Source organism: Negadavirga shengliensis (assembly GCF_042652345.1).
In the GTDB taxonomy this organism is placed as follows: Bacteria; Bacteroidota; Bacteroidia; order Cytophagales; family Cyclobacteriaceae; genus Negadavirga; species Negadavirga shengliensis.
Genome location: NZ_JBHSJJ010000001.1, coordinates 136083 through 160553, shown reverse-complemented (window position 1 = coordinate 160553; position 24471 = coordinate 136083). Strand labels below are relative to the sequence as shown.

Below are 24471 nucleotides of genomic sequence, written 5' to 3'. Positions count from 1 at the left end.
TTTCAGATATAACCTCCTGAATTTATGCAAAGCAAATACTATGTTCTCTTTTTGTCCATCACCGCGGCCCTGGGCGGTTTTCTGTTTGGCTTTGATACGGCCGTTATTTCGGGAGCGGAAAGGGAGATCCAATCCCTGTGGCAGTTGAGCGACTGGGGCCACGGGCTGGCGGTGGCCATCGCCCTCTATGGCACGGTAATAGGGGCTCTGTTTGGCGGATTTCCTGCTGACAAGTTTGGCAGAAAGCCCTCTTTGTTTGGGATAGGACTCTTGTATCTGGTCTCGGCGCTGGGTTCAGCTTTGGCTCCCGAGGTCTATTCTTTTATGTTTTTCAGATTTATCGGAGGATTGGGTGTGGGGGCCTCCTCCGTGGTGGCGCCCATGTACATATCGGAAATCGCACCGGCGGGCCGTAGGGGTCAGTTGGTGGCACTTTACCAGTTCAACATTGTTTTTGGCATCCTTATGGCTTATTTCTCCAATTACCTGATCGGCACGACTGCCTTGCAGGAAGCCTGGCGCTGGATGCTGGGCATAGAGGCCGTTCCGGCACTGGTTTATGCTTTATTGATCCTAAGGGTTCCCAAGAGCCCGCGTTGGCTTGTGGCCAAGAGGCAGAATTTTGCCGCTGCCAGGGCCATCTTGGCCCGGACCGATCCTGAAGGAGCAGATGCTGTCATTGCATTGGCAGTTGCCGAGAGCAAAAAAATAGGAAGAACATCTACCGTATGGTCCCTGTTTGAGCCCAAATTCCGGAAAGTTACCTGGTTCGCCTTCCTGATGGCGTTCTTTAATCAGTTGTCAGGAATCAACGCCATCATATATTTTGCTCCAAGAATATTCGAATCAGCGGGGATTTCAGTCAATGATGCCCTGATGTCTACGATGGGAATTGGAATAATAAACCTGCTGGCCACCCTGTTAGGTTTATACCTCATTGACAGATTGGGCAGAAGAATGCTCATGTTCATAGGCTCAGTGGGTTACATCGTCTCCCTTTCCCTGATGGCCTACAGTTATTTCGGGGGAACAGTAAGCCATGTGCTGCTCCCGTTTTTTGTGTATATGTTCATTGCTTCCCATGCGGTGGGGCAGGGCTCGGTGATCTGGGTGTTTATATCTGAAATATTTCCCAATGAACTGAGAGCGTATGGCCAGTCTTTCGGGTCTTTTACGCACTGGATATTTGCTGCCGTCATTGCCAATGCCTTTCCCTTCTTCGCAAATAATTTCGGGACAGGGAACATTTTTGCTTTTTTTGCGATGATGATGGTGTTCCAACTGCTGTGGGTTTTGTACAAAATGCCTGAAACGAAAAACCGGTCACTGGAAGAGATCCAAAACGATTTGATAAAAAGCCATGCATAGAAAAGCAGTTGTTTTCGGTGAGATGTTATGGGACTGTTTTCCGGATAAAAAACTTCCCGGGGGTGCGCCGATGAACGTCGCTCTCCACCTGCAAAACCTGGGAATGTGGACTTCCTTTATTTCCGCGGTGGGAGAAGACCCACTGGGCAAGGAGCTGGTTGAGTTTATGGAAAGGAAAAACCTAAGCCCGGCCTTTGTCCAAAGTAAACCTTTGAATAAAACCGGACAGGTCTTGGTAAATGATATGGATAGGGAAAATATACGGTATGATATCATGGAACCTGTGGCTTGGGATTATATTGAATGGCAGAAAAACATACAGGACGAAGGCGATCGGGCTGATTGCTTTATTTTCGGCAGTCTGGCAGCCAGAAACCAGGTTAGCAGGGATACCTTGACAAGACTTTTGGAAACTCCTGCGCTGAAGGTCTTTGACATTAACCTCCGGTTACCTTATTACGGGGAGGATACGATAAAAGCTTTACTGTATCTCACGGATGTTTTAAAGATCAATGAAGAGGAACTGGAGGTCTTGGCCAACATGCATGGCTGTCTGCCGAAACCGTCGTTTGTGTGCAAAAAGCTGCTGGATACTTATAAACTGAAAGTGGTTTGTATGACCAGAGGGGCATATGGGGCATTGATGTTTGATGGAAGAGAATTTTGGAGCCACCCGGGATATAAGGTAGATGTGGTAGATACTGTAGGCTCTGGAGACGCATTTTTGAGCGGTTTTGTGTACAAGTACCTGCAGAGATCCCCTGCGGAAGACATTTTGGAGTTCGCCTGTGCTTTGGGGGCCTTGGTTGCCGGCCGGGAAGGCGGCACACCGGGGTATAGGGTGGCGGATGTTGAGGGTTTAAAAAAAGGATGGACCGCGGACTCCACGGATGCTGCGGATTAGCGCGGATTTATTCTCGAAAAACTGACGGGAAGCTCGTCGGTGATTTAATCTGCGGGAATTTGAGTAATCTGTGGTTTTAAAAAAGGGGTGGACCGCGGATGCCACGGATGCTGCGGATTAGCGCGGATTTATTCTCGAAAAACTGACGGGAAGCTCGTCGGTGATTTAATCTGCGGGAATTTGAGTAATCTGTGGTTTTAAAAAAGGGGTGGACCGCGGATGCCACGGATGCTGCGGATTAGCGCGGATTTATTTTTGGGAAATTGACCGGAAGCTCGCCGGCAATTCATCTGTGTGAATCTGCGTCATCTGTGGTTAAAAAAAGGTTGGACCGCGGATGCCACGGATGCTGCGGATTAGCGCGGATTTATTTTTGGGAAATTGACCGGAACCTCGTCGGTGATTTAATCTGCGGGAATTTGAGTAATCTGTGGTTTTAAAAAAGGGGTGGACCGCGGATGCCACGGATGCTGCGGAATAGCACGGATTTATTTATAGAAAACTGGGTGGAAGCTCTCCGTCAATTTAATCTGTGTGAATCTGGGTTATCTGTGGTTTGAAAAACAAGTTTTATCACCAAATAAAATTCCGTACCTTTGCCCGCTGAAAGTTGTCCAGCATAATATGAGTCTGATTCAAGAGATCCAGAAAAGAAAAACATTTGGCATCATAGCCCACCCGGATGCGGGCAAAACCACCCTTACCGAAAAAATGCTGCTTTTTGGCGGGGCCATAAAAACCGCGGGGGCTGTAAAGTCCAACAAAATCGATACGGCTACCAAATCCGACTGGATGGAGATCGAAAAGCAAAGGGGGATCTCGGTGGCCACTTCGGTGATGGGTTTTGAATACAAGGGACAAAAAATCAACCTGCTCGATACCCCTGGTCACCAGGACTTTGCCGAAGATACCTACCGTACCCTTACCGCCGTAGATTCGGTGATCATGGTCATCGACTGCGTGAAAGGTGTGGAGATCCAGACCGAAAAGCTTATGGAGGTCTGCCGGATGAGGAATACGCCGGTGATCTGTTTCATCAACAAGCTGGACCGCGAGGGACGGGATCCATACGAATTGCTGGACGAGGTGGAGCAAAAGCTCAACATCCAGGTGAGGCCGCTTTCATGGCCCATTTCTATGGGAAAATCTTTCAAGGGGGTGTATAACCTGTATGACAAGCAGTTGAATTTGTTTACGCCCAGCCAGAGAAAATTAAGTGATGACCGGATCACCGTGGAGGACCTTTCGGACCCAAAGCTGGATGAGTATGTGGGGCCAGGTCTGGCCAACCAACTGCGGGAAGATGTAGAATTGATTGAAGGGGTTTATCCCGAGTTCGATCCCAAAGAATACCTAGAGGGAAGCGTGGCGCCGGTGTTTTTTGGTTCGGCGGTGAACAATTTCGGGATACAGGAAATGCTGGACACCTTCGTCAAAATCGCACCGGCACCAAGAAGCCGCCATACCGATCAGCGCGAAGTGAAACCCGAAGAGGGCCATTTCAGCGGCTTTATTTTTAAGATTCATGCCAATATGGATCCCAAGCACCGGAACCGGATCGCTTTTTTGAGGATCTGTTCGGGGAAATTTGAAAGGAATAAACCTTACAACCACGTGCGTGGCACAAAACCCCTGCGCTTTTCCAATGTGACCTCGTTTATGGCACAGGACAAGGAAATCGTCGATGAGGCTTTTCCCGGCGATATCGTCGGACTTTATGATACGGGCAATCTGAAAATCGGGGACTCCCTTACCGAGGGGGAACACCTGCAATTTAAAGGCATTCCCAGTTTTTCTCCGGAAATATTCAGGGAAGTGGTCAATAAGGATGCGATGAAAACCAAACAGCTGGAAAAGGGCCTGCAGCAATTGATGGAGGAGGGGGTAGCCCAACTTTTTACCTTTGAGATAGGTTCCAGAAAAGTGGTGGGCACCGTGGGGCAGCTTCAGTTCGAGGTGATCCAGTTCCGGTTGAAAAACGAATACAATGCTACTGCGGATTTTGTCCCCATGAACCTGTACAAAGCGTGCTGGATACACAGCAAGGACAGGAAAAAACTCGATGAATTTGTCCGCTCGAAACAACGCCATATTGCCCGGGACAAAGACGGGAAGTTGGTCTTTATGGCCGAAAGCAAAGCCTGGTTACAGATGGTGCAGGATAATTTCCCGGAAATCGAATTCCACTTTACTTCTGAATACTGAGCCAGTAAAAGGCCTCATCGGCCTTCCGGTTGACAGCCTTGATGGGGAATGAAAATATCATGACTGATTGCGTGCGGTCTTCCTACACTTCCCGCTTGTTCTTTTCAGAATATTTGAAAGCAATGGAAGTGGGCTTGGTTTTTCTGCCATGACTGTTGGAATAGGCACGCGTGATTTCCGCTCCCAGGTAAAGAATGATCGAGGAATAGAAGACCCACAGCAAAAGGATGACCAGCGAGCCGGCGGTGGCGTAGTAGCCTTCGATTTTGATGTTGTTAAGGATAAGGCTGATGACTTCTTTGCCGATCATGAACAGTATGGCGGTAATGGCTCCTCCCACCAAAGCATCCTTCCACGAAATGATCACATCGGGAAGTGTCTTGTGGATGGCGGCAAAAAAGATAAACACCATCAAAAGATTAAAAGCCAATCCACCTATCCGCGTAATCGGTTTGGGAAAGCCTTCCCATAAAAAACCGATCTCATCGCCAAAGAAATTTATAAACGCGTCTGCCATAATACTGATGATCAACAACAGACCCAGCCCTCCGACAAAAGCCAGGGTAATGGAGCGGTGTTTCATCAGTCTAAAGTAATTCACATTTTTTTTCACATCCACTTTCCATATGGCATTTAGGGCTTTTTGCAGGATAAAAAATATCATGGTGGCACTTTTTATGATTACCAGGATCCCTACGATAATCCACCAGATCTGCCCGGGAAGGTCCAATGCATTTTCGAGGACTTCTTTTACCTGTTGACTGGCCTCTTCGTTTACATTTTGGCTTACCTGATTGAGGATTTCGGATCTCACATCTTCTTCTGAAAAGAAGAGGGACCCTATCAATACGACCACTATCAAGATGGCCGGAAGGGAAAATATCGTAAAAAAAGCGATGGCTGCACAATAAACTATGGGTTCGTCTTCTTTAAGAAACCGTAATGTGTCTTTGCTGATTTGCTTCGCTTGGGTGAAAAAGGGCATGGTTTGGAAGAGAGGGTTTTAAATAGCTTCGACAATCGTATAACCTTCAATTTAATTAATTTTTTCTGATAATCATTCCCCGCGGGGTGCCAGCGGCACAATGGAATAACCAAATACTTTTACTTAACTTTACTTTTCCAAAGCAGACCGGTTGGGAAAATTGGGGCTGATGTTGCATAAACCATGTGCTAAATGAAAAAACCTTTTAATGTTATATATGAAGACAACCATCTGTTGGTTGTCAATAAAGTCGCGGGAGTATTGGTGCAGGGAGATAAGACCGGGGACAAGACCCTCACGGATTATTGTAAGGATTACATTGCGAACAAGTACCTGAAGCCAGGAGCCGTCTTTCTGCATCCCGTCCACCGGCTGGACCGGCCGGTAAGCGGGATTGTGGTTTTTGCCCGTACCTCTAAGGCATTGGAACGCATGACAGCACTTTTCCGTAAAAGGGATGTACATAAGGTCTATTGGGCGGTGGTGAAAAGCAGACCTAAGGAAGAATACGGTAAGCTGACACACTGGCTGATAAAAAATGAAAACAGTAACCAAGCCACGGCCTACGAAAGAGAAGTGGACGGTGCTAAAAAATCGGAACTGACTTTCAAAAGATTGGGTAAACTCAATGATCACTGGCTGGTTGAGGTACGGCCGCTGACGGGGAGACCACACCAGATAAGGGTACAATTGGCTGCAATGGGCTGTCCTATACGGGGTGATGTAAAGTATGGTTTTTCAAAACCAAACCCTGATGCCAGTATCAACCTGCACGCCTTTCATTTGGTTTTTGTTCATCCTGTAAAAAAAGAAAAGCTCTATTTGCGGGCGGCATTGCCAGAAGAGCCGTTTTGGGAGCAGTTCCTGGAATTTGAAAACCAAAAGACAGGTGACAAGCATCTAGGCGTGACATTCAGTGGCTGAGTTTTTGTGGTGATATTCAAAATGGCGAACATGATTAAGAGGTTGTTATGGGTAAGCATGTTTTTTTTGATGCCCTTTTTGGTGTATGGTCAGGATGAAGGGGTTTTTTGGAAAATCACCGGAAACGGGCTAAGGGAACCTTCTTATCTTTTTGGCACCATTCATCTTATTTGTATGGAGGATTATCATCTTAGTGATGAGGTGGTAAAAAAAATTCAGAAAGCAGATGCCCTTATCTTAGAGGTGGATATGGATGACCCATGGTTAGCCTTGTCCATGATGGCTAAGATGCACAATGAAGGCGGGGAAGAGATCACAGATTACCTCACCGAAGAAGAGTACCAGGAAACCAGGAGGCTTTTGAAAGAACGCACCGGAACGGATATAGAGATGCTCAAAAGCATGAGGCCCTTGATGTTGATGTCCCTCATATATCCCAGTCTGCTGGAATGTGAAACAAAAGCTTATGAAAATGAACTTCTGAAACACGCCAAGGAAAAAAACAAAGAAATTTATGGCTTGGAATCCATTGACGAACAGTTGTCAATTTTTGACCGGATTCCATTAGAGGAACAATACAGGAGTTTTTATGAATACACCGGAAATCTGGAAAAGGGTAAAAAGGAATTTCGCAGGCTGATAGAGACTTATAAAAACGAAGAAATAGCGCTGCTGGTAAAGATGGTTTCCGAAAGTCCTGAATACCGGGATTATCAGGATATCTTATTGGACCAACGCAACCGGAATTGGATTAGACCCATGAGGGAATTTATGGAGAAAGGGTCAGTGTTTTTTGCTGTGGGGGCGGGGCATCTCGGAGGCAAGTCCGGTATCATCCAGTTATTGAAATCGGAAGGCTATGAATTGAAGCGCATCCCTACCGGAAGGCCCAGTGTGGCCAACTCCCATTCCGACCCACCGATTAATTGATGTGCAATAAATTATGTATACATTTCATTCTATGGTATTTGTTTTCGTCCTGCTGACATTTTGGGCCTGCTCTCCGGGCCCGGATAAAAACATTTACATCATAAGGCATGCAGAAAAAATGGCGGAGGGGAATGATCCGGAATTGACGGAAGAAGGAAAAGCAAGAGCTGAGCGGCTGAGCCGGATTTTGGAGAAAGAAAACATTACCGCCATCTATAGTACAGATACCAAGCGGACAAAAGCGACTGTCATGCCTTTGGCATCCAAAAAAGGGATCACCATTGACTTATATGACGTGCACGATCATGATGCGTTAATTGCCAGAATCCGAAAACAGGAGGGTGATGCGGTCGTGGTGGGACATTCCAACACGATCCACCACGTTGCAAATTACTTTGTTGGAACCGGTAAAAAACTGGAAGAAATAGAGGATCCGGATTATGAAAATATCTTCGTCGCAAGAACGAAGTCCAAGAAGGTCGACCGTAAACGTTATGATGATTTTCGATAGGCGCTGGAGGAACCATTGGTGAAAAACCGATATATGCCCCAGGCACTCAGAAGAAACAGCAATCCTATAAGGAGAAGTTGCCAGTTTTCTTCTTTTCTTTTTAGAGCCTGATAAAGACTATCTGCCACAATGCCTGTAAAAAAAGCCAATATGGTTCTTGGCAGCATTCCCCACAATCCGGCCCATATGACATTTTTCAGACCTGCTTTTAACAAGGCAAAGAGAATGTTCGAAAGCGCAAATGGAATAACCGGACTCAGCCTTACAAAGGCCACCAGCCATCCCATCCTTTTTCTTTTGTGCCTGATTAAATCCGCTGCTTTGGGATACTGTTGGAGCAGGATTTCCAGGCTGTTATGGCCCATTTTGGTGCCCAGACTATAGCCGATGATACTGGCCAGGGTATAACCAACGATCAGGTAAGGCAAAGAAGACCAGCCAAACATAAACCCGCTTAATACCGAAAGAAAAGTGGTGGGCAAAAGCGCAAAGCCCATAAGCAGCGTGGAGCCAGTGATATATAGCACAAGACTCAGGGGATGCTCTAAGTCAAAAAGGATAAAATCATTCCCTTTGGAATAAAACCATTGCAGCACAATTAATGATCCAATGGAAGGCATCAGACTTACCCATACTATGGCCCAAAAGATCGACGGATTCTCGGAATAGATCTGCTTAAAACGCTTGAAAATGGAGGGTTTTTTATTCATCTTTGACAAAACTAATAAGAATCCCCACGTAATTGGCCACTTTTGTGGGGATTAGAACAAAATTGAAAAGCCATATGGGGTAAGGTGTAGACAGGGTTTGACTACGGTCCAAACTAGGGCAAATTATTGATGACCATAAAAAACAATAATATCTATGAAATTCGGAACCAAAGTTATCCATGCAGGGATAAACGCTGATCCCTCCACAGGGGCCATCATGACCCCGATATTCCAGACATCGACTTATGTGCAACGGTCACCCGGTGATCATAAGGGGTACGAATACTCAAGGACCCATAATCCTACAAGAACTGCATTACAGCAAAACCTGGCGGCTCTGGAAAATGGTAAACATGGATTGTGTTTTGCTTCCGGCATGGCTGCGATCGACACCTTGATGAAATTATTAAAGCCTGGAGATGAGGTGATCAGCACCAATGACCTTTACGGGGGCACCTACAGGATTTTTGCCAGAGTATTTTCAAAGTTTGGCATCAAATTTCATTTTATCCCGATGAATAATCCGTTTGAAGTTGAAAAACTCATCACTGAAAATACCAAAATGATTTGGGTGGAAACCCCTACCAATCCGATGATGAATATCATCGATGTCGCCGGGATAGCGGCGGTGGCCAAAAAACATCAGGTCTGGTTGGCGGTTGACAACACCTTTGCCACACCTTTTCTCCAGAACCCTTTGGAACTCGGAGCGGATATCGTGATGCATTCGCTCACCAAATACCTGGCTGGGCATTCCGATGTGGTGATGGGAGCGATTGTGGTGAATGACGACAAATTGGCTGAGGAATTGTCCTTCCTGCAAAATGCGTGTGGAGCCATTCCCGGTCCACAGGACTGCTTTTTGGTTTTGAGAGGTATCAAGACCTTGCATGTGCGGATGGAGAGGCACTGTCAAAACGGAAAAACCATTGCGGCTTATCTGAAAAATCATCCAAAAGTAGAAAAGGTATATTGGCCGGGCTTTGAAGACCACCCTAACCATGCGGTCGCCAAAGAACAGATGAATGATTTTGGAGGAATGATTTCCTTCACGTTGAAGGGAAACAAATTGGAGGATGCCGTCAGCATACTGGAAAAATTCAAGGTGTTTGTGCTTGCCGAATCACTTGGAGGGGTGGAATCGCTATGTGGACATCCTGCTACCATGACCCATGCGAGTATTCCCAAAGAAGAGCGGGAAAAGGTGGGGTTATCAGATTCACTGATCCGTTTGAGTGTGGGCATAGAAGATGTAGAGGACTTAAAAAATGACATTGCCCAGGCACTGAAAGGCCTTTAATGCAATACTTCAGTAAATAAGTGGATACACTTTTTTTCCACATCTCCCGTCAGGGATTTGTGGTTTTTTTTTATCTGGGAGAGGATAGCATGGTACTTTTTTTCGATTTTTTCACTGTCACGGAGAAAATGACTCAGGTGCTGATAAAGCAGATGGCCCTTATGCCAGGCGTGCAGCAGTTGGCTGAGTTGGTTGATCTGTACATGTATCTGATGGGTAAATACCGCGTTTAACCCCGTCGATATCCTGATTTGTTCCAGCGTGATGACTTTGTTGATGCCGTCGTAAATGTCCCGGATGGTTTGAGGATCTAGCCTGCTTTGGGCATCAAAATGAAAAAATTCAATTTCTTCATTGATGATCTGGTTGGTGGCCGTGTTTACGGTAAGAGCGCTGAGGTTTTTGGAGCGGTCCAACACGTCCCGGTAAAGGTTTTCCCAGATGTTCAGCGGGGCAGACAGGATAACTTCATAGACCTCTGTATAGGTATTTTTCTTGTCGGAGGAAAGTTGTTTTTCATACTCGGAAAATCCGGTTTTTGCCCCCCCAAAGTGAGAAGAGAAACCTTCCTCAATAAGTTTGATGTGAAGCACTTTCCTCAGATTACGTTGCAGGGAGAGGAAAGGGGAGAAACTGTTAAAAACCAAATTTTTTTTCTTGAAATGAATCTTTCCCAACAACAGCAGGTATAGTTGAAAAAAGAACAATTGATCCGCCAATTCGATTGCCTTTTTGGATTTGATTTTCTTGGTGAGGCCTTCAAATGCGGCCTTTCCGGATTCAAAATGCCTGTCAAAGACCTGCAAGAGCGGAGAGAGAGCAGTTTGCATAACTATTCATGTATTTTAACAAGCGTGGCGCCATAGCCAAAGTTGGTTTTATGGCTGTCTTTATAATATCGGATCTGTTTAAACTGGCTCAAAAACCGGTGGATTTCCTTTCTGAGTACCCCATTGCCTATTCCATGGATGAATGTGATTTCGTCTATACCCGATATGATGGCAGCGTTCAGGTTTTGTTCAAAGGTTTCAAGTTGAAGCTTGAGTTTTTCACTGTTGCTCATCAAATCGTGATCAGGCGTAAGCTTTTCAATATGCAGGTCAATTTCTTTTGCCGGACGCTTTATCCGGGAGGGAAAATCCCTTTCATCCCGGGCCGGATTGAGTTCTTGATTCAACTGCCGGACATCCAATTCTTTTATCTGCTCATCCATCTGGAACACATAACCCTCCTTTTCCAAAATCGGAACCCTCCTTTTATTCTTGAAAAAAGAAGAAGCTTTAAACTTCACTCTTTTTTCAAACGGTTTTTGGGTTTTTTCAAGTCTTTGGTTCAATGGGATAAATTGGAAATGCAATGCAGGCCATTCCTCAAACTGCTGGATGGATTTTTCGTCAAATTTTCTTTCAGATCCAGACTTGAGCAGTGCGGCATCCAATGTTTTGGAGTTTTCTCCATGTGTTTCTGACACCGCAAAAACCATGTCTTTCTGGGTATGGTTGATGATGAAAACCCCATGGTTCTGGTCATTATAAGGAATGTATGCAAGAAATATACCCGTTTTTTTCTCTTCAGGTTTTTTCTTGGAAACAGGAAGAGCCCAGTCTTCTTCGCCAGCTTTCTTGGTTCCAAAAAATTGTTGTTCGGCTGGATGGATCACTACCACCTCTGATTTGAGAGCGGGTATGCGGAAACCCTCCTCAATTTCTATTTCAACTTGGCCACCCGCACCGATTTTAGTGATGACGCCCTCTTCGGTGCCGTGCAAGAGCCTTACTTTGTCTCCGATATTCATTGCTCAAATTTACCAAAAACCTTGTGTAAAGAACACAAAAAATATTGATAACGAAAAAACTTGATCGGGTTTTATCCGGATGCCTCTTTATTCCTCCAAAGCCTGCCTGTAAACCCTCAGTGCTCTTTCCCGGGCCGCCCGGTGGTCTACGATTGGGGCAGGATAGGAAGGAGTGCCGTATTCGGAAACCCATTTTTTTACGTACCTCCTGTCTTTGTCAAACTTTTCCATCTGGGCGGTGGGGTTGAAAATCCGGAAATAAGGCTGGGCATCTGTTCCCGTCCCTGCAGCCCACTGCCATCCCCCGTTGTTGGAGGCCAACTCGTAGTCCAGCAACTTCCTCGCAAAATACGTTTCGCCCCAGCGCCAATCGATTAAAAGGTGCTTGGTGAGGAAGCTGGCCGTCACCATCCGTACCCGGTTGTGCATATAGCCCGTTTGGTTGAGCTGGCGCATCCCTGCGTCTACTAGCGGGTAGCCGGTCTCACCCCGGCACCAGCTTTTAAATTCCTTTTCATCGTTCCGCCACCGAATACGGTCGTATTGCGGCTTAAAGGCTTTATTGACCACATCAGGATTGTGGTAAAGGATCATCATATAAAACTCCCGCCAAATAAGTTCATTGAGGAAAACCGGATTGAGCTCGCTGGCCGTCACGGCAAGTCTTCTGATGCTTAGGGTGCCGAACCTCAAATGAATCCCAAGTCTGCTCGTGCCGTTTTCAGCCGGAAAATCCCTGGTCGTATCATAATTTTTTATCAAGCTCCGGTTGATTTCCAGTGGGGGGATCCTGATGTGGCTTTTTTTGAAACCCAGTTCCTCCAAAGAAGGCAGAGGAAAAGGGGCCGTCGGATAAAAACCTTTTTTCCGCTTGTCAAGGCTGAGGCTTTCAAACTTTGAGGCTTTGAATTTTTTGAGCCAGGCCGCGCTATAGGGAGTAAACACTTGATAATGGTCCCCGCTGTTTTTCAGTATCTCATCTGCTTCATAAATGACCTGATCTTTGAAGTCCAGGAAGCAAATATTGTTTGACTTCAGCAACTGCTTCACCTTTTTATCCCGCTCACGGGCATAAGGTTCATAATCCCTGTTGGTATAGACGGCCCGGATGTCGTATTCTTTGATCAACTGACAGAATACATCCAGTGGCTTGCCTTTTTTGACCAGGATAGAGCTGCCTGAATCTTTGAGCGCCGCATGCAAGCGCACCAGTTGATCATGGATAAATCCGACTCTTGGATCGTCCTTTTCTTCCAGCTTCTGGAGGATTTCCTCATCAAAAATAAAAAGGGGAAGAACGTTACACTCATTTTCATAAGCATGAAAAAGCCCCACATTGTCTTCCAATCTCAGGTCTCTCCTAAACCAAAAAACAGCAGTCTTTGCCATAACATGATAAAGCCAAACCGGGTACAAATTGTTATCATTTTATACCGTTTTTTATTTCTCCCCCTCTTCGGGCTTTTTAGGTTGATCGAGGACACGGATGGGGGAAGGCGCTTCTACCGGGTCTGGTTTGAACAGTTCGGGCGCCACTTCTTCCAGGTCGATGTCGAAATCATAGCGGAGATACTCGTCAGAATCAATCAGAGGCAGCAGCGTACTTCTTCTGCGGGTAAAATTTTGAAAAAGCTCCCTTACGGAACTAAAAAGCAGGTTCTGGGAAACGGATACGCCATAAGTATTGGGGGCGCGGTTGTTGATATTGAGCGCCGTAAACGTGTTGAAGTTATTGCGGTTGTATACCCTCACCCTGTACCTTCCATCCTCTGTAAGCAGGTATTCGGCTTGCCAATCCCCGGCTATTGTGTTGAAGTCAGCATTTCCTTGAAGGTCAGTAAAGCCCCCGTCCCGGGTGACCCGGAGTCTGCCATCCAAAAAAGTATAAGCCACCCGAAGCTGGAAAGTTTCCAGGGCCGTTTCATCCAGGGAAGTAAGGTCAAAATCTATTTCCAGATTCTGGTCCACCTGGGCAATGAGGCTGTTGAGCTGGGAAGAGACGAGCTGACTGAGGTTGGAGAAGCCTATCCCGGCTCCGCTGAACTGCCCTTCGGGGGAAAAGCGCCTAAGCATGATCAAGGAAAAGACCTGCCTGTTTTTTTCCTGTTCATCATTGGCAATCCTGTTTTGGAATGCCGAAATCGTTGTTTGCAATTCACCGCCTTCAGGAAATTCCGAAAAATCAAAAGCAAAGGATATATCCGGGGACATCAGGGGACCATCCAGGTCCATGATCACTTTTACAGGATATCTTCTTTTAAGTTGGGTATTTTCAAGTTCGCTGCCGCTTGGAGCAGACTGAAGGCTGATCAATGACACGTTTTCTTCATATATGGCCCGGATATTCATGACCCCTTCGTAGGGATCTCCATACCAGGATATCCTGCCGCCCGGCTCTATCAAAAATCTTTTGTTAATGACATTGTATAACGAAAAATTATAGAGAGCATCCACTATTTCATAGGTGCCGGTCATGTTAAAATTGCCCTGGGTATCAATGTTGAGGTTCAGCACCCCCCGGCCCCTTCCCTGAATGTTTTCGCCGGTTCTGGGGTCAATCTGGATTTCCATGTAGGCATCAGGGGTAAGGTCGAGATTGAGGTTCATGCGCAGGTTATTGATGGCCAGTTTATCCACCGTTTCTTCCAGATCGATCTTTTGCGTGGTATCCCGGACATTGATGATCCTTATAAAATCCTCCTGCAGCTGTCCTTGGGTACTGCCTATGGGTATGAAAATCCTGGTGTTGGGTTGGGATGTCGCGTTGGCGTTGATGTCCAGGTTGTTGGCAGCCCCAAAGACCTCTACGGTCCCGGAGGCAAAAGCGGTACCATAAAACAGTTCATTATCCGCCAAGCTGGTGTTCATCACCTGGAAATTGGCCAGTTCAGAATGTATGTCCAGTATAAAATTACTGAAATTGTCATGGGTGATGCCTCCCCTTAAGCTGGCCCTGTTGTTGTTGGTGTCCCTTAATTCAAGTCCCCGGAAACTAATGTCGTTGGGTTCAAAAATCACATTGCCATTCACCTGATAAACCGTATTGAGATAATTGAAACGGAAGGTGCCTCCTTCGAGCTTACCCGTTCCTTCTATCACAGGTCTTGCTATGGTACCCTTGAGTTGCATGTTGCCGCTGACTGTGCCATCAATCTGGCTAATATAGTCGGAGAAGAAAGGTTCAATCACCGACAGGTTGGCTTTTTCAAATGCCGCTTTGAGGTCCATTTCTTCCTCCATAGCTCCCAAAGCACCCGTTAGGGAGATGATTTTTTTGCCATCCCTGAAATTATTGACGTCAACCATTGCCCGTCCTTTGTCATAACTTACCCTGCCGCTGATGTCTCCTATTAAAAAATTATTGATGTGGATGTCCGTTATCTCCAAAAAACCTTCTGATCCCGCTTTTTGAGCGGCTTCAGTAAGAGAAATAAGCCCATTGGCGGTACCCTCGTATTCCCTGATGCCAAAAGAATTGAGGAAGTTGAGGTTTAATTCATGAATATGGATATTGAGTTTATCTTCGGGATTTGAATTGACTTTTCCGCTGGCTGAAATGTACTGGTTTTGGTGAAACAGCTTCAGGTTTTCTATGAAAATTTCGTCTTTTGTAAATACGATCTTGTTTTCCTGATCAAATTCCCAATAGTTTTCAAGCAGTTTGATTTCAGAAGGTGCGAAGACCACTGATGTACTGCCTTTCGTCAGATTGACATCCGCATTCACTTTGAGGTAACTTTCCGTAAGCAGCTGATCCAGGGAAAGGTCCATGGTCAGGTTGGATTTATCCCAGATGGTTTCCAAAGCCAGATTGTGAAAGTTGAAGCCCGAATTCAGTTGCAGTTCTTTAGAAAACACATAAAAAGAAGCCAATACCTCATTGCTGTCCTTGATTTTGGAGGTATTCATGTCCACGTTGTTGTCCAGAAAATAATTGCCATTGAAGTACACGGTATCGATACTCGAGAAGAAATTGAAGACCGTGTTTTTTTCCGTTTGATAAAAAGCGCCCTCTACTTTGGTTTGTTTGGAAATGAACAACGAAGGCTCGAAAAGATTGATGATCGGATTGGGGTCCCTGAGATCAAGGTAAAGATCAATATAATAGTCCTCCTGTTGAAGGGTTTTTTTATGGGTGTGGCCATTGTAGTCATCGGTGAGTATAGCATAGTACTCCTGCCAGAGTTGCCGCAGGTCGTCGATTAAGGGTTCCACCGTAAAATTCCCGCTTATCCCTGCCACCAGCATATCGGAGTTCAACGATATTACCCTGGATTGTTCCGTAAATAGGGATTGAAACAGAAAATGATCAAGGAACAGGTCTCTGCCTTCATAACTCACCAGCACATCACGGAAGCGTGCGCCACCTTCTATATTGTCCCAATGGACCCCTTTTGTATCCAGGTCAAAACTCCCGCTCAGGAAAATATCATTTTCGGTCAGGTGGATATTCTGGAGAAAAGCCGTATCCAACTTCATGACCAGATTGGCCGAATCTTTATTGTCCCTCAGGTCAAGTGTGCCATCAATGCTCATGACGAGGTTGGGGTCTTTTACCGCCAGCTGTCCCCGAAATAAATCCTTTCCATAGGTGGCCTTTGTCTGGATATTGCGGAAATTGTATTTGTTGATGCCTATTTGGCTGATATTCGCATCCAATTCAAGAAGTGCGGATTCTACGGTTAAACCCGTTCCTTTGACATTTCCGTTGAGGCTTATTTTTTGAAACAACTCCCGGTCGCCCATCAGCGTGCCGATATCAAGATTGAACGTTTCTATCCGTCCGTTATAAGAAGGGATATTCCTATCCAGACGGTAGTTGATGTTTCCCTTTAGCCTGCCGATACCTGTCCTGAAATCCCCATTTGCGGTAAACCTGTTCAGGTATCCCGTAAAGTCTGAATCAAAGCGGATGTCCCTCAATTTGTCCAATTCTCTTTGGGTTTCAGGTGTTTTGACGTAGGGCCTGAGGTCCCGGGTATTTAAGGACGAGTTGACCAGGGAAAGGCTGAAAAATGTTTCATCCACATGGGGCAATCCGTCTATGCTGAACTTACCGAAAAGAGCGCTTCTTTCCCCGAAACGCAGGAGCAATTGTTCTGAGTAAAGAGATTTCACTTTACCGCTTATCTCCCCGCTAAGATATATTCTGTCATCAATATCAGGCATATTGCTTGTGAAGTATCCCAAGTCCCTGATATCCAGTACGGTTTCTTCCAGGTGGGCATCGATGTTAACCTGATTGTTAAAATCCCTGAGTGCTCTGACATCATCATAACTGAACCTGAGGTAGTCCTTGATTTCGGTCTGATTGGATTTCAGATAAAGATCTTTAAACTCCATACCCGTACTGGAGTAGGTGAAGTCTGTCTTGAGTTGCTGGAATACCATTCCGGAAGTGGCCTCACTGCCCCTCAGGTATTTTAAATCAAAAGCTATGGTGTCCCTCCTGATCCTGAAATCAGACGCATTGGCGATCAACTCCCTGAATTTAAGATTTCCGTAATCAAACTTGAGGTCCATATCCGGCAGCGTGTAATCGATGATATCCAAAGAGGTTTTTTCGAAGGAGATGTGGGAAATGTTGAAATACGTTCCCCTTTTTGTTTTTTTCCCGGACCGCTGTCGGAAAAAGTCGCCCATCCTGTTAAAAAACACGGTAATATTCAGGTCGCCCTCCTCTCCGTGTGTCAACAACCTTACATTGCCTTCTTTCAGGTTGATTTCGTCCAGGCCGGGTTGTTCTTTATCCAATAATCCTTTGATGGAGAAATCGATATATACTTCCTCCAGATCCACCATCAAGCTGTCTTCCAGATCATAGATCTCCACGTCGCGCAGGCTTAATGCGTCCCACCACCGGATATTGACACCTTTGATACTGGTTTTGAATCCGGTGCTTTTGGAGATTTTTTCGGTGAGAAAACCAGCCAAATATGTTTGTATGCGGGGAACCTGTAGTAGCGCGGCAACAGTTACCAGAAGGATAATCCAAAACAGCATTATCCTGAAAAGTACTTTAAGTCCTTTCAGCAAAATTTCCGTAACTTTCGCTTTCTTTTCCAACAGATACTAAATGAGTTGTAATATATTGGCTATAGAGTCTTCTTGTGATGAAACGTCTGCATCCGTTATTTCTGATGGCAAAATACTTAATAATATTGTCGCCACGCAATCTGTGCACGAGAAATATGGGGGAGTCGTACCGGAACTGGCCTCAAGGGCACATCAGCAGCATCTGATCCCCGTTGTGCATGAAGCGATGCAGGGATCAGGACTTGCTCTGGAAGCGCTTTCCGCGGTAGCATTTACCAGGGGACCCGGGTTGATGGGTGCTCTTCTGGTCGGGGTGTCCTTTTCCAAAGCCCTGGCTTATGCTTTGGACCTGCCCCTCATCGATGTCAACCATATGGAAGCCCACGTTTTGGCCCATTTTATAGAAGAACCCCGGCCCGAATTCCCGTTTATATGCCTTACCGTGAGTGGAGGCCATACCCAGTTGGTGCTGGTCAGGGACTATCTGGACATGGAAGTTGTGGGCGAAACTACCGACGATGCGGTAGGGGAAGCCTTTGATAAAATAGCCAAATTATTAGGACTGCCCTACCCGGGTGGGCCTTTTTTGGATGCACGTGCCTCCAAAGGTAACCCCAAAGCCTTCACTTTTCCAGTATCGGATATGAAGGGCCTTTCGTTTTCTTTCAGCGGTATCAAGACGGCCGTGCTGTATTTTCTAAAAGGCCACCTGAAAGAAAATCCCAACTTTATCCAGGAAAACATGGAGGATATCTGCGCTTCCGTACAATATACCTTGATAAAAACGCTGATACAGAAACTAAAAAAGGCAGCAAAACAGTTCCATATCCACAACATCGCCATTGCCGGAGGGGTATCCGCCAATTCGGGACTTCGCTGGACGCTTCAGAAAGAGGCTGCAAAGCAGGGGTGGCAGGTGTTTATACCTAAAATGGAATATTGTACGGATAATGCGGCCATGGTGGCCATGGCCGCCCATTATAAATACCAGAAAGGCTTGTTTTGCGGGTTGGATATCAGCCCTTTGGCAAAAATGAAAATTGGAAAAAATGGCTAAAAAGAATAAATTCGACAAAATCATTAATATCAGAAACAAAAAGGCCAGTTTCGAATTTGAATTTCTGGATAAGTTCGTAGCGGGACTGGCGCTTATGGGAACAGAAATCAAATCCATCAGGGAAGGAAAGGTGTCCCTGACAGAGGCTTATTGTTATTTCCGAAAGGGCGAGCTTTACATCAAGCAGATGCATATCGCCCCCTATTCCCAGGCAGCCCACTTCAACCATGATGCTGTGAGGGAAAGGAAGTTGCTTCTGCAAAAACAGGAGCTTAAAAAATTGGAAAACAAGTTTGCTGAAAAAGGCCTTTCCATTGTTCCTGTCCGTATATTTATCAATGACCGGGGTCTTGCCAAGCTGGAAATAGCCCTGGCCAAAGGAAAGAAGATACACGACAAACGACAGTCGATCAAGGAGAAAGATGCAAAAAGGGATCTACAACGAGTGGCTTACTGAGAAGAGATTTGGCATATGCAGGTTATCGTTGCTTAGTTTATACAGAGAACCTGTGATAGGATCCGGTATAACCAGCCAGTTATTGTTTGGAGAAACCTACATTGTCGCAGCAGTCAGTGAGGACCGCCTTTGGTTTTTTGTCAACGGCCATGCCCATGCGGGGTCAGGATGGATGCCCGCAAGTCAGCATGATGAAATCAGTGAGCAGGTTTTCGATCAATTCAATCAGACACCTTTCCGTGTCACCACATCGGTCTCCATCATCAGGCAAAAGGGAGCCCATGTCCACCTGCTTCCCGGAAGCAATATTTACGCCTCTTCGGGAGAGTTGTTTGATTGGAAGACAACCATGGATTTTAAGGGAGAAAGCCGGCCTTTTGAGGAAAAGACAGGGAGGCAGGGTGTAGTGGATATCGCCAAGAACTTTCTCCACACCCCTTATCTTTCCGGGGGGAGAAGTTTGTTTGGGTTGTACGAAGCCAGTCTCTTCCATCTTGTATTTAAAATCGGGGGCTATATCATCCCCAATTATCTTTCTTCCTTGATTGCCCATGGTCAGGAAATTCAGCCGGAAGCCATCCAGATGGGGGATCTTATCGTATTTGGCAATGAGATAGGGATCCCAAATCGTTTGGCCTTGTATTTAGGAGATGGTGAAATGATGGCGGTAAACGGGAAAGTGTCAATAAGCCGCTTCGATCCTGAGAAAAGGAGACAAGGTATGTCTGATAAATACAGTGTTCTTTATGCAAAAAATTTGTTTTTAAGATGAAGGAATGGACGGAAAAAAAAGTATTGGTCCTTAATTTAGACCATTCTCCTGTAGGAATTGTGACGGTTCAAAAAGCAATAGTCCTTACTATTCTGGACAAAGCCACCTCTTTGGCTCATTTTGAATACTTAAGAATCAGAACAGTAAACAGAGAATTTTTTTATCCGGCCGTGATCAGACTCTATGAATATAAAAACATTCCCTATAAAGGCGTGATGTTAAACAGAAATAACCTTTTCAAAAGGGACAACCATACCTGTCAATACTGCGGATCGGCAAAGAACCTGACCATAGACCATGTGCTTCCCCGGTCAAAAGGGGGGAAGACATGCTGGAGAAACCTGGTGACTGCCTGTCATCGCTGTAACACCATGAAAGGGGACAAAACACCCGAAGAGGTGGGCATGAGGTTAAACACGCTTCCTTTTAGGCCCACGCTCTCCTATTTTTTATCGGAATATGCTGAACAGCACGCAGTAGAATGGCTTCCTTTTTTGGAAGTGAGGATAGTATGACCGAACTTATGGTTGGGGTAACTTTTTGTGTCAGAGATATTTCTATTCCTGAAAAAATTCATAAATTTGCAGTCCGTTCGAGTGGGCGGACCATGCTTTGCCATGGGTATTATTAACAAAACCTCAGCCTGAAGACCCTAAGGCTGTTGATTTTCAGGGTTCTAAATATTAATATGTCTAATCAAGAAGATTTTAACTGGGAAAAATTTGAAACCAAGGGTTTCGGAGAAGGCTATACCAAGGCAGAAAGGGCCGAAATGGAAAAGCTGTATGACAAAACCCTTACGGAGATCACCGAAAAAGAGGTTATCAAAGGTACCATCGTAGGTATCAATGATAAGGATGTGATCATCAACATCGGTTTCAAATCGGATGGTCTTGTGCCTTTGAACGAATTCCGTGACATTGAAGAGCTTAAGATCGGGGATGAAGTGGAACTGTTCATAGAAGAGCAGGAAAATGCACTGGGCCAATTGGTACTTTCCCGTAAAAAAGCCAAGATGGTCAGAGCTTGGCAGATGATCGAGGATGCCTTAGAACAGGATAATGTGATCGAGGGGCTTGTGAAAAGAAGGACCAAAGGCGGCTTGATCGTGGATATCTACGGTGTGGAAGCGTTTTTGCCAGGTTCCCAGATCGATGTGAAGCCTATCAGGGATTTTGATATCTATGTAGGGAAAAAGATGGAAGTCAAAGTGGTTAAAATCAACCACGCCAATGACAACGTTGTTGTATCCCATAAAGTGCTGATTGAAAAAGATCTCGAAAAACAAAAAGCAGAGATCCTCAACAACCTGGAGAAAGGACAGGTACTGGAAGGTGTCATCAAGAACATGACGAATTTTGGTGTGTTCATCGACCTGGGTGGTGTCGACGGCCTGCTCCACATTACGGATATATCCTGGGGAAGGATCAACCATCCCGAAGAAGTGCTTAATCTGGACGACAAAGTTCAGGTGGTGGTACTTGACTTCGATGATGACAAGAAGCGTATTTCCCTGGGTATGAAGCAACTTACGCCACATCCTTGGGATTCACTTTCTGCCAGCCTTGAAGTGGGTTCTAAAGTGAAGGGTAAAATTGTCAATGTAGCGGATTATGGTGCATTCCTTGAATTGGCACCCGGTGTGGAAGGACTTATCCACGTTTCAGAAATGTCCTGGTCACAACACCTCAGAAACCCTGCTGACTTTGTGAAAGTAGGTGATGAGATCGAGGCAGTTGTTTTGACATTGGACAAGGATGAAAGAAAAATGTCTTTGGGTATAAAGCAACTTACAGAAGACCCATGGACCAAGCAGGAAATGTCCACCAAGTATGCTGTAGGTACCAAGCACAAGGGCATCGTGAGAAACCTCACCAATTTCGGTCTTTTCCTTGAGTTGGAGGAAGGGATTGACGGATTGGTTCACGTATCCGACCTCTCATGGACCAAGAAGATCAAGCATCCATCAGAATTCGTAAAAGTAAACGAGGAGTTGGATGTGATCGTATTGGAGCTAGACCTCGAAAACAGAAGGCTGGCCCTCGGGCATAAGCAACTGGAAGAAAACCCATGGGATACTTTTGAGAGCGTGTTCCCTATCGGTTCCGTACACAAATGCACCGTCATTTCCAAAAATGACAAGGGAGCAGTTCTTGAACTGCCTTACGGTCTGGAAGGTTTTGCAACCGCCAAAAACCTTGAAAAAGAGGATGGCAGCCAAGCGGAGGCGGGAGAATCGCTGGACTTCAGGGTGATCGAATTCTCTAAAGACGATAAGCGCATCGTGCTTTCGCATACCGCCACTTTCAAAGAAGAAGCTGCGGCGCCAAAAGCCAAAAAAGCAACCAAGAAGAAGACAACAGGTACCGATACCTCTTCCTCTCCGGAAAAATCCACATTGGGGGATTTGGATGCATTGTCGGCTTTGAAAGAAAAAATGGACGAACAATCCAAGAAATAATAAATAATTGAACCCATATCAGAAACGTCAGACGATTTCGTCTGGCGTTTTTTTTTTGTCAAGTTGTAAATACAACTATCAAATGGGTGTCCGTATTCACAAAAAAGAATCCGTGAAAGTTGGTAGCCCAAATCCGGAACGGGTTCAAGCTGGAAAGTAGGGACAATGAAACAATAGCTCGGCTCGCCCGGACCGGTTATTGAAAAACGCTCGGGTTGATCCAAGGTATTGAATGATTCCGGGAAGGGGATTTATTTAGATAGATGGAGGCTCCGCCTGGGCCATATTCAAAAAAAACACCCCACTGCTTTGGGGTGCTTCCGTGAGGTCGAGAGCGGATTCGAACCGCTGTACAAGGTTTTGCAGACCTCTGCCTAGCCACTCGGCCACTCGACCTTTAATTAATTGGGAACGCAAATGTAGCCAATATTCGCGGGGAATTCAAAACGATCCGGCTAAATTTTGACAAGCCATTTTTTGGGCCATGTTTTGGCAATAGGGTTATTTTTTACCATATTAGTGGGTCTTCTCCTCATATCAGTTCCCGGCTAACAGGATAAAAAAGGGCTATTTATAATTGTTCTAAATTATTTATTCCTCAGCCCGTTGGTTATTAATATCCTGTAATTCAAACTGTTATCGTATCCGCTCATAATGCCGGAATCATTTTTTTGTGTTCTTACCTAAGTTTGAAAAATAGAACTTGGGTAGTACATTTGTGGGGAATTTGAATTGCGCTAGGGATAATCTGATAAAAGTCTATAAAATTATGTCGATCAAACGCTCATTGTTAGGGGTTTCGTTACGCATATACCACCTAATTTTACTGGTTCTCCTGTTTGCCGGAGGCCAGGCATATGCCGCCAACCCCGATGTTCCGGATAGTGATGAAGCTATCACGGCGGGTCAGTCCATTTTTAATGCCAATTGTAGGACATGCCATAGATTGGACCAAAAATCTGTTGGCCCGGCCCTCCGGGGTGTCACCGACCGCAGGGATTTGGATTGGGTAAAGAGTTTTATTGTCAATTCCCAGGCATTGATCCAAAGTGGCGATGCGGAAGCCACCGCCCTTTTTAAAGAATACAACAATACCGTGATGCCTCCCCATACATTTTTGAGTGATGGGGACATAATGAATCTCCTCGCTTATATAGAATACGGTGACAGACAGGATGCGACAGGCGCCGCCGCTGCCACCGGTGACGGAGCAGTAGCAGAGACGGGAGGTATACCCAGCGAATACCTTATGATTATACTGGTAGTGCTGGTAGTTATACTTCTATTGATTTTGATCGTTTTGGGACTTATCGTTTCGGTACTTACCAAATACATGAACACCAGTGATAAACTGGATGAGGATGACAAAGAGTTTATCAACCAAAAAACGGATTTCAAGGTCGTATTCAAAAGTGACGGCTTCATTTTGATCATCACAGCCATTGTGGTGGCACTGGTGGTAAAAACCGCTATAGATGGTTTGTACACCGTGGGGATTCAGCAGGGATATGCTCCTGCCCAGCCCATAGCGTATTCGCACCAGTTGCATGCAGGCCAATTTGAAATCCCCTGCCAATACTGCCATACAGGAGCCGAAATAGGCAAGTCGGCCAACATTCCCTCGGCCAATATCTGTATGAACTGTCACATGCATATTCAGAACGTGGAAGGGAAAGAAGGCATATCTCCAGAAATAGCGAAGATCTATGACGCCGTGGATAACAACCAGCCTATTGAATGGGTAAGGGTACATAACCTTCCCGATCTGGCTTATTTTAACCACTCGCAGCATGTTACCGTGGGTGGAATTGAATGCCAGACCTGTCACGGACCTATAGAGGAAATGGAAGTGGTTTATCAACACAGTGCCCTCACTATGGGATGGTGCATAGACTGTCACAGAAATACGGATGTGGTCACCCAGGGCAACGAATACTACGACAAACTCGTGCAGCTGCATTCTGAATCGTCTAATGAGGCTTTGAAAGTCAAGGACATTGGCGGTTTAGAATGTGCAAAGTGTCATTACTAAAAAAATCTTACGAACATTCTTTTT

At 45.6% G+C, this 24471-nt stretch carries 19 protein-coding genes and 1 tRNA gene; 13 read left to right on the top strand and 7 right to left on the bottom strand.

The window, feature by feature from the left end:
- Positions 1 to 24 precede the first annotated feature (24 nt).
- The 3 genes from ACFPFU_RS00655 to ACFPFU_RS00645 all read left to right on the top strand — a co-directional run bounded on the left by ACFPFU_RS00655 (position 25) and on the right by ACFPFU_RS00645 (position 4477).
- The gene (locus ACFPFU_RS00655; RefSeq protein ID WP_377060493.1) at positions 25 to 1368 is read left to right on the top strand and encodes a sugar porter family MFS transporter; all 1344 of its coding nucleotides are present in this window, start codon (positions 25 to 27) and stop codon (positions 1366 to 1368) included.
- Positions 1361 to 2272 (top strand): carbohydrate kinase family protein, encoded by a 912-nt coding sequence (locus ACFPFU_RS00650; protein ID WP_377060491.1) that lies wholly within the window; start codon positions 1361 to 1363, stop codon positions 2270 to 2272. Before ACFPFU_RS00655 ends, ACFPFU_RS00650 begins: the two co-directional genes overlap by 8 nt.
- Positions 2273 to 2896: 624 nt before the next feature.
- Positions 2897 to 4477, top strand: a complete 1581-nt coding sequence (locus ACFPFU_RS00645; RefSeq protein WP_377060489.1) for a peptide chain release factor 3 — start codon at positions 2897 to 2899, stop codon at positions 4475 to 4477.
- A gap of 82 nt (positions 4478 to 4559) precedes the next feature.
- On the opposite strand, the gene ACFPFU_RS00640 is transcribed toward ACFPFU_RS00645, so the two are convergent.
- The gene (locus ACFPFU_RS00640; protein WP_377060487.1) at positions 4560 to 5462 is read right to left on the bottom strand and encodes a YihY/virulence factor BrkB family protein; all 903 of its coding nucleotides are present in this window, start codon (positions 5460 to 5462) and stop codon (positions 4560 to 4562) included.
- Positions 5463 to 5654: 192 nt separating this feature from the next.
- Between ACFPFU_RS00640 and ACFPFU_RS00635 the strand changes: the two genes are divergently transcribed.
- From ACFPFU_RS00635 to ACFPFU_RS00625, 3 genes are read left to right on the top strand one after another with little or no spacing between them, the layout of a single operon-like run.
- Entirely contained in the window at positions 5655 to 6386 is a 732-nt protein-coding gene (locus ACFPFU_RS00635; protein ID WP_377060485.1) for an RluA family pseudouridine synthase, read from the top strand.
- Between the two features lie 30 nt (positions 6387 to 6416).
- The gene (locus ACFPFU_RS00630) at positions 6417 to 7316 is read left to right on the top strand and encodes a TraB/GumN family protein (RefSeq protein ID WP_377060483.1); all 900 of its coding nucleotides are present in this window, start codon (positions 6417 to 6419) and stop codon (positions 7314 to 7316) included.
- Positions 7317 to 7329: 13 nt separating this feature from the next.
- Positions 7330 to 7827 carry a SixA phosphatase family protein gene (locus ACFPFU_RS00625; protein WP_377060481.1) on the top strand — a complete coding sequence of 166 codons (498 nt, stop codon included), beginning with the start codon at positions 7330 to 7332 and terminating at the stop codon, positions 7825 to 7827.
- On the opposite strand, the gene ACFPFU_RS00620 is transcribed toward ACFPFU_RS00625, so the two are convergent.
- Positions 7809 to 8537, bottom strand: a complete 729-nt coding sequence (locus ACFPFU_RS00620; protein ID WP_377060479.1) for a TVP38/TMEM64 family protein — start codon at positions 8535 to 8537, stop codon at positions 7809 to 7811. The two genes, ACFPFU_RS00625 and ACFPFU_RS00620, sit on opposite strands and share 19 nt — an antisense overlap.
- Before the next feature lie 154 nt (positions 8538 to 8691).
- Here ACFPFU_RS00620 and ACFPFU_RS00615 point away from each other — a divergent pair, with 154 nt between their 5' ends.
- On the top strand, positions 8692 to 9837 hold the full coding sequence (locus ACFPFU_RS00615; protein WP_377060477.1) for a cystathionine gamma-synthase: 1146 nt from the start codon (positions 8692 to 8694) through the stop codon (positions 9835 to 9837).
- On the opposite strand, the gene ACFPFU_RS00610 is transcribed toward ACFPFU_RS00615, so the two are convergent.
- From ACFPFU_RS00610 to ACFPFU_RS00595, 4 genes are all read right to left on the bottom strand, one after another.
- Positions 9834 to 10667: a hypothetical protein gene (locus ACFPFU_RS00610; protein ID WP_377060475.1), complete on the bottom strand. Its 834-nt coding sequence runs from the start codon at positions 10665 to 10667 to the stop codon at positions 9834 to 9836. The two genes, ACFPFU_RS00615 and ACFPFU_RS00610, sit on opposite strands and share 4 nt — an antisense overlap.
- 2 nt (positions 10668 to 10669) lie before the next feature.
- A complete protein-coding gene (locus ACFPFU_RS00605) occupies positions 10670 to 11632 on the bottom strand; it encodes a Smr/MutS family protein (protein ID WP_377060473.1) in 963 nt (320 codons plus the stop codon).
- 87 nt (positions 11633 to 11719) lie between these two features.
- Complete coding sequence (locus tag ACFPFU_RS00600; protein WP_377060471.1) at positions 11720 to 13021, bottom strand: cryptochrome/photolyase family protein; 1302 nt, start codon at positions 13019 to 13021, stop codon at positions 11720 to 11722.
- Between the two features lie 51 nt (positions 13022 to 13072).
- Positions 13073 to 17698, bottom strand: a complete 4626-nt coding sequence (locus tag ACFPFU_RS00595; protein WP_377060469.1) for a translocation/assembly module TamB domain-containing protein — start codon at positions 17696 to 17698, stop codon at positions 13073 to 13075.
- Positions 17699 to 17708: 10 nt separating this feature from the next.
- Between ACFPFU_RS00595 and tsaD the strand changes: the two genes are divergently transcribed.
- The 5 genes from tsaD to rpsA all read left to right on the top strand — a co-directional run bounded on the left by tsaD (position 17709) and on the right by rpsA (position 22415).
- Positions 17709 to 18725 carry a tRNA (adenosine(37)-N6)-threonylcarbamoyltransferase complex transferase subunit TsaD gene (tsaD, locus tag ACFPFU_RS00590; RefSeq protein WP_377060467.1) on the top strand — a complete coding sequence of 339 codons (1017 nt, stop codon included), beginning with the start codon at positions 17709 to 17711 and terminating at the stop codon, positions 18723 to 18725.
- Positions 18718 to 19182 (top strand): SsrA-binding protein SmpB, encoded by a 465-nt coding sequence (gene smpB / locus ACFPFU_RS00585; protein ID WP_377060465.1) that lies wholly within the window; start codon positions 18718 to 18720, stop codon positions 19180 to 19182. Before tsaD ends, smpB begins: the two co-directional genes overlap by 8 nt.
- On the top strand, positions 19148 to 19954 hold the full coding sequence (locus ACFPFU_RS00580; RefSeq protein WP_377060463.1) for a C40 family peptidase: 807 nt from the start codon (positions 19148 to 19150) through the stop codon (positions 19952 to 19954). The genes smpB and ACFPFU_RS00580 overlap by 35 nt, the downstream gene beginning before the upstream one ends.
- Positions 19951 to 20469 carry an HNH endonuclease gene (locus ACFPFU_RS00575; protein WP_377060461.1) on the top strand — a complete coding sequence of 173 codons (519 nt, stop codon included), beginning with the start codon at positions 19951 to 19953 and terminating at the stop codon, positions 20467 to 20469. The genes ACFPFU_RS00580 and ACFPFU_RS00575 overlap by 4 nt, the downstream gene beginning before the upstream one ends.
- A gap of 173 nt (positions 20470 to 20642) precedes the next feature.
- Entirely contained in the window at positions 20643 to 22415 is a 1773-nt protein-coding gene (rpsA, locus tag ACFPFU_RS00570) for a 30S ribosomal protein S1 (RefSeq protein WP_377060459.1), read from the top strand.
- Between the two features lie 325 nt (positions 22416 to 22740).
- On the opposite strand, the gene ACFPFU_RS00565 is transcribed toward rpsA, so the two are convergent.
- A tRNA-Cys gene (locus ACFPFU_RS00565) sits at positions 22741 to 22811 on the bottom strand.
- Between the two features lie 373 nt (positions 22812 to 23184).
- On the opposite strand from ACFPFU_RS00565, the gene ACFPFU_RS00560 reads away from it, so the two are divergent.
- Positions 23185 to 24447 (top strand): c-type cytochrome, encoded by a 1263-nt coding sequence (locus tag ACFPFU_RS00560; RefSeq protein ID WP_377060457.1) that lies wholly within the window; start codon positions 23185 to 23187, stop codon positions 24445 to 24447.
- The last annotated feature ends 24 nt before the right edge of the window (positions 24448 to 24471 follow it).

Coding starts and splice junctions, on each gene's coding strand:
- ACFPFU_RS00655 (WP_377060493.1), top strand. CDS start 25: ATGCAAAGCAAATACTATGTTCTCTTTTTGTCCATCACCGCGGCCCTG.
- ACFPFU_RS00650 (WP_377060491.1), top strand. CDS start 1,361: ATGCATAGAAAAGCAGTTGTTTTCGGTGAGATGTTATGGGACTGTTTT.
- ACFPFU_RS00645 (WP_377060489.1), top strand. CDS start 2,897: ATGAGTCTGATTCAAGAGATCCAGAAAAGAAAAACATTTGGCATCATA.
- ACFPFU_RS00640 (WP_377060487.1), bottom strand. CDS start 5,462: ATGCCCTTTTTCACCCAAGCGAAGCAAATCAGCAAAGACACATTACGG.
- ACFPFU_RS00635 (WP_377060485.1), top strand. CDS start 5,655: ATGAAAAAACCTTTTAATGTTATATATGAAGACAACCATCTGTTGGTT.
- ACFPFU_RS00630 (WP_377060483.1), top strand. CDS start 6,417: ATGATTAAGAGGTTGTTATGGGTAAGCATGTTTTTTTTGATGCCCTTT.
- ACFPFU_RS00625 (WP_377060481.1), top strand. CDS start 7,330: ATGTATACATTTCATTCTATGGTATTTGTTTTCGTCCTGCTGACATTT.
- ACFPFU_RS00620 (WP_377060479.1), bottom strand. CDS start 8,537: ATGAATAAAAAACCCTCCATTTTCAAGCGTTTTAAGCAGATCTATTCC.
- ACFPFU_RS00615 (WP_377060477.1), top strand. CDS start 8,692: ATGAAATTCGGAACCAAAGTTATCCATGCAGGGATAAACGCTGATCCC.
- ACFPFU_RS00610 (WP_377060475.1), bottom strand. CDS start 10,667: ATGCAAACTGCTCTCTCTCCGCTCTTGCAGGTCTTTGACAGGCATTTT.
- ACFPFU_RS00605 (WP_377060473.1), bottom strand. CDS start 11,632: ATGAATATCGGAGACAAAGTAAGGCTCTTGCACGGCACCGAAGAGGGC.
- ACFPFU_RS00600 (WP_377060471.1), bottom strand. CDS start 13,021: ATGGCAAAGACTGCTGTTTTTTGGTTTAGGAGAGACCTGAGATTGGAA.
- tsaD (WP_377060467.1), top strand. CDS start 17,709: ATGAGTTGTAATATATTGGCTATAGAGTCTTCTTGTGATGAAACGTCT.
- smpB (WP_377060465.1), top strand. CDS start 18,718: ATGGCTAAAAAGAATAAATTCGACAAAATCATTAATATCAGAAACAAA.
- ACFPFU_RS00580 (WP_377060463.1), top strand. CDS start 19,148: ATGCAAAAAGGGATCTACAACGAGTGGCTTACTGAGAAGAGATTTGGC.
- ACFPFU_RS00575 (WP_377060461.1), top strand. CDS start 19,951: ATGAAGGAATGGACGGAAAAAAAAGTATTGGTCCTTAATTTAGACCAT.
- rpsA (WP_377060459.1), top strand. CDS start 20,643: ATGTCTAATCAAGAAGATTTTAACTGGGAAAAATTTGAAACCAAGGGT.
- ACFPFU_RS00560 (WP_377060457.1), top strand. CDS start 23,185: ATGTCGATCAAACGCTCATTGTTAGGGGTTTCGTTACGCATATACCAC.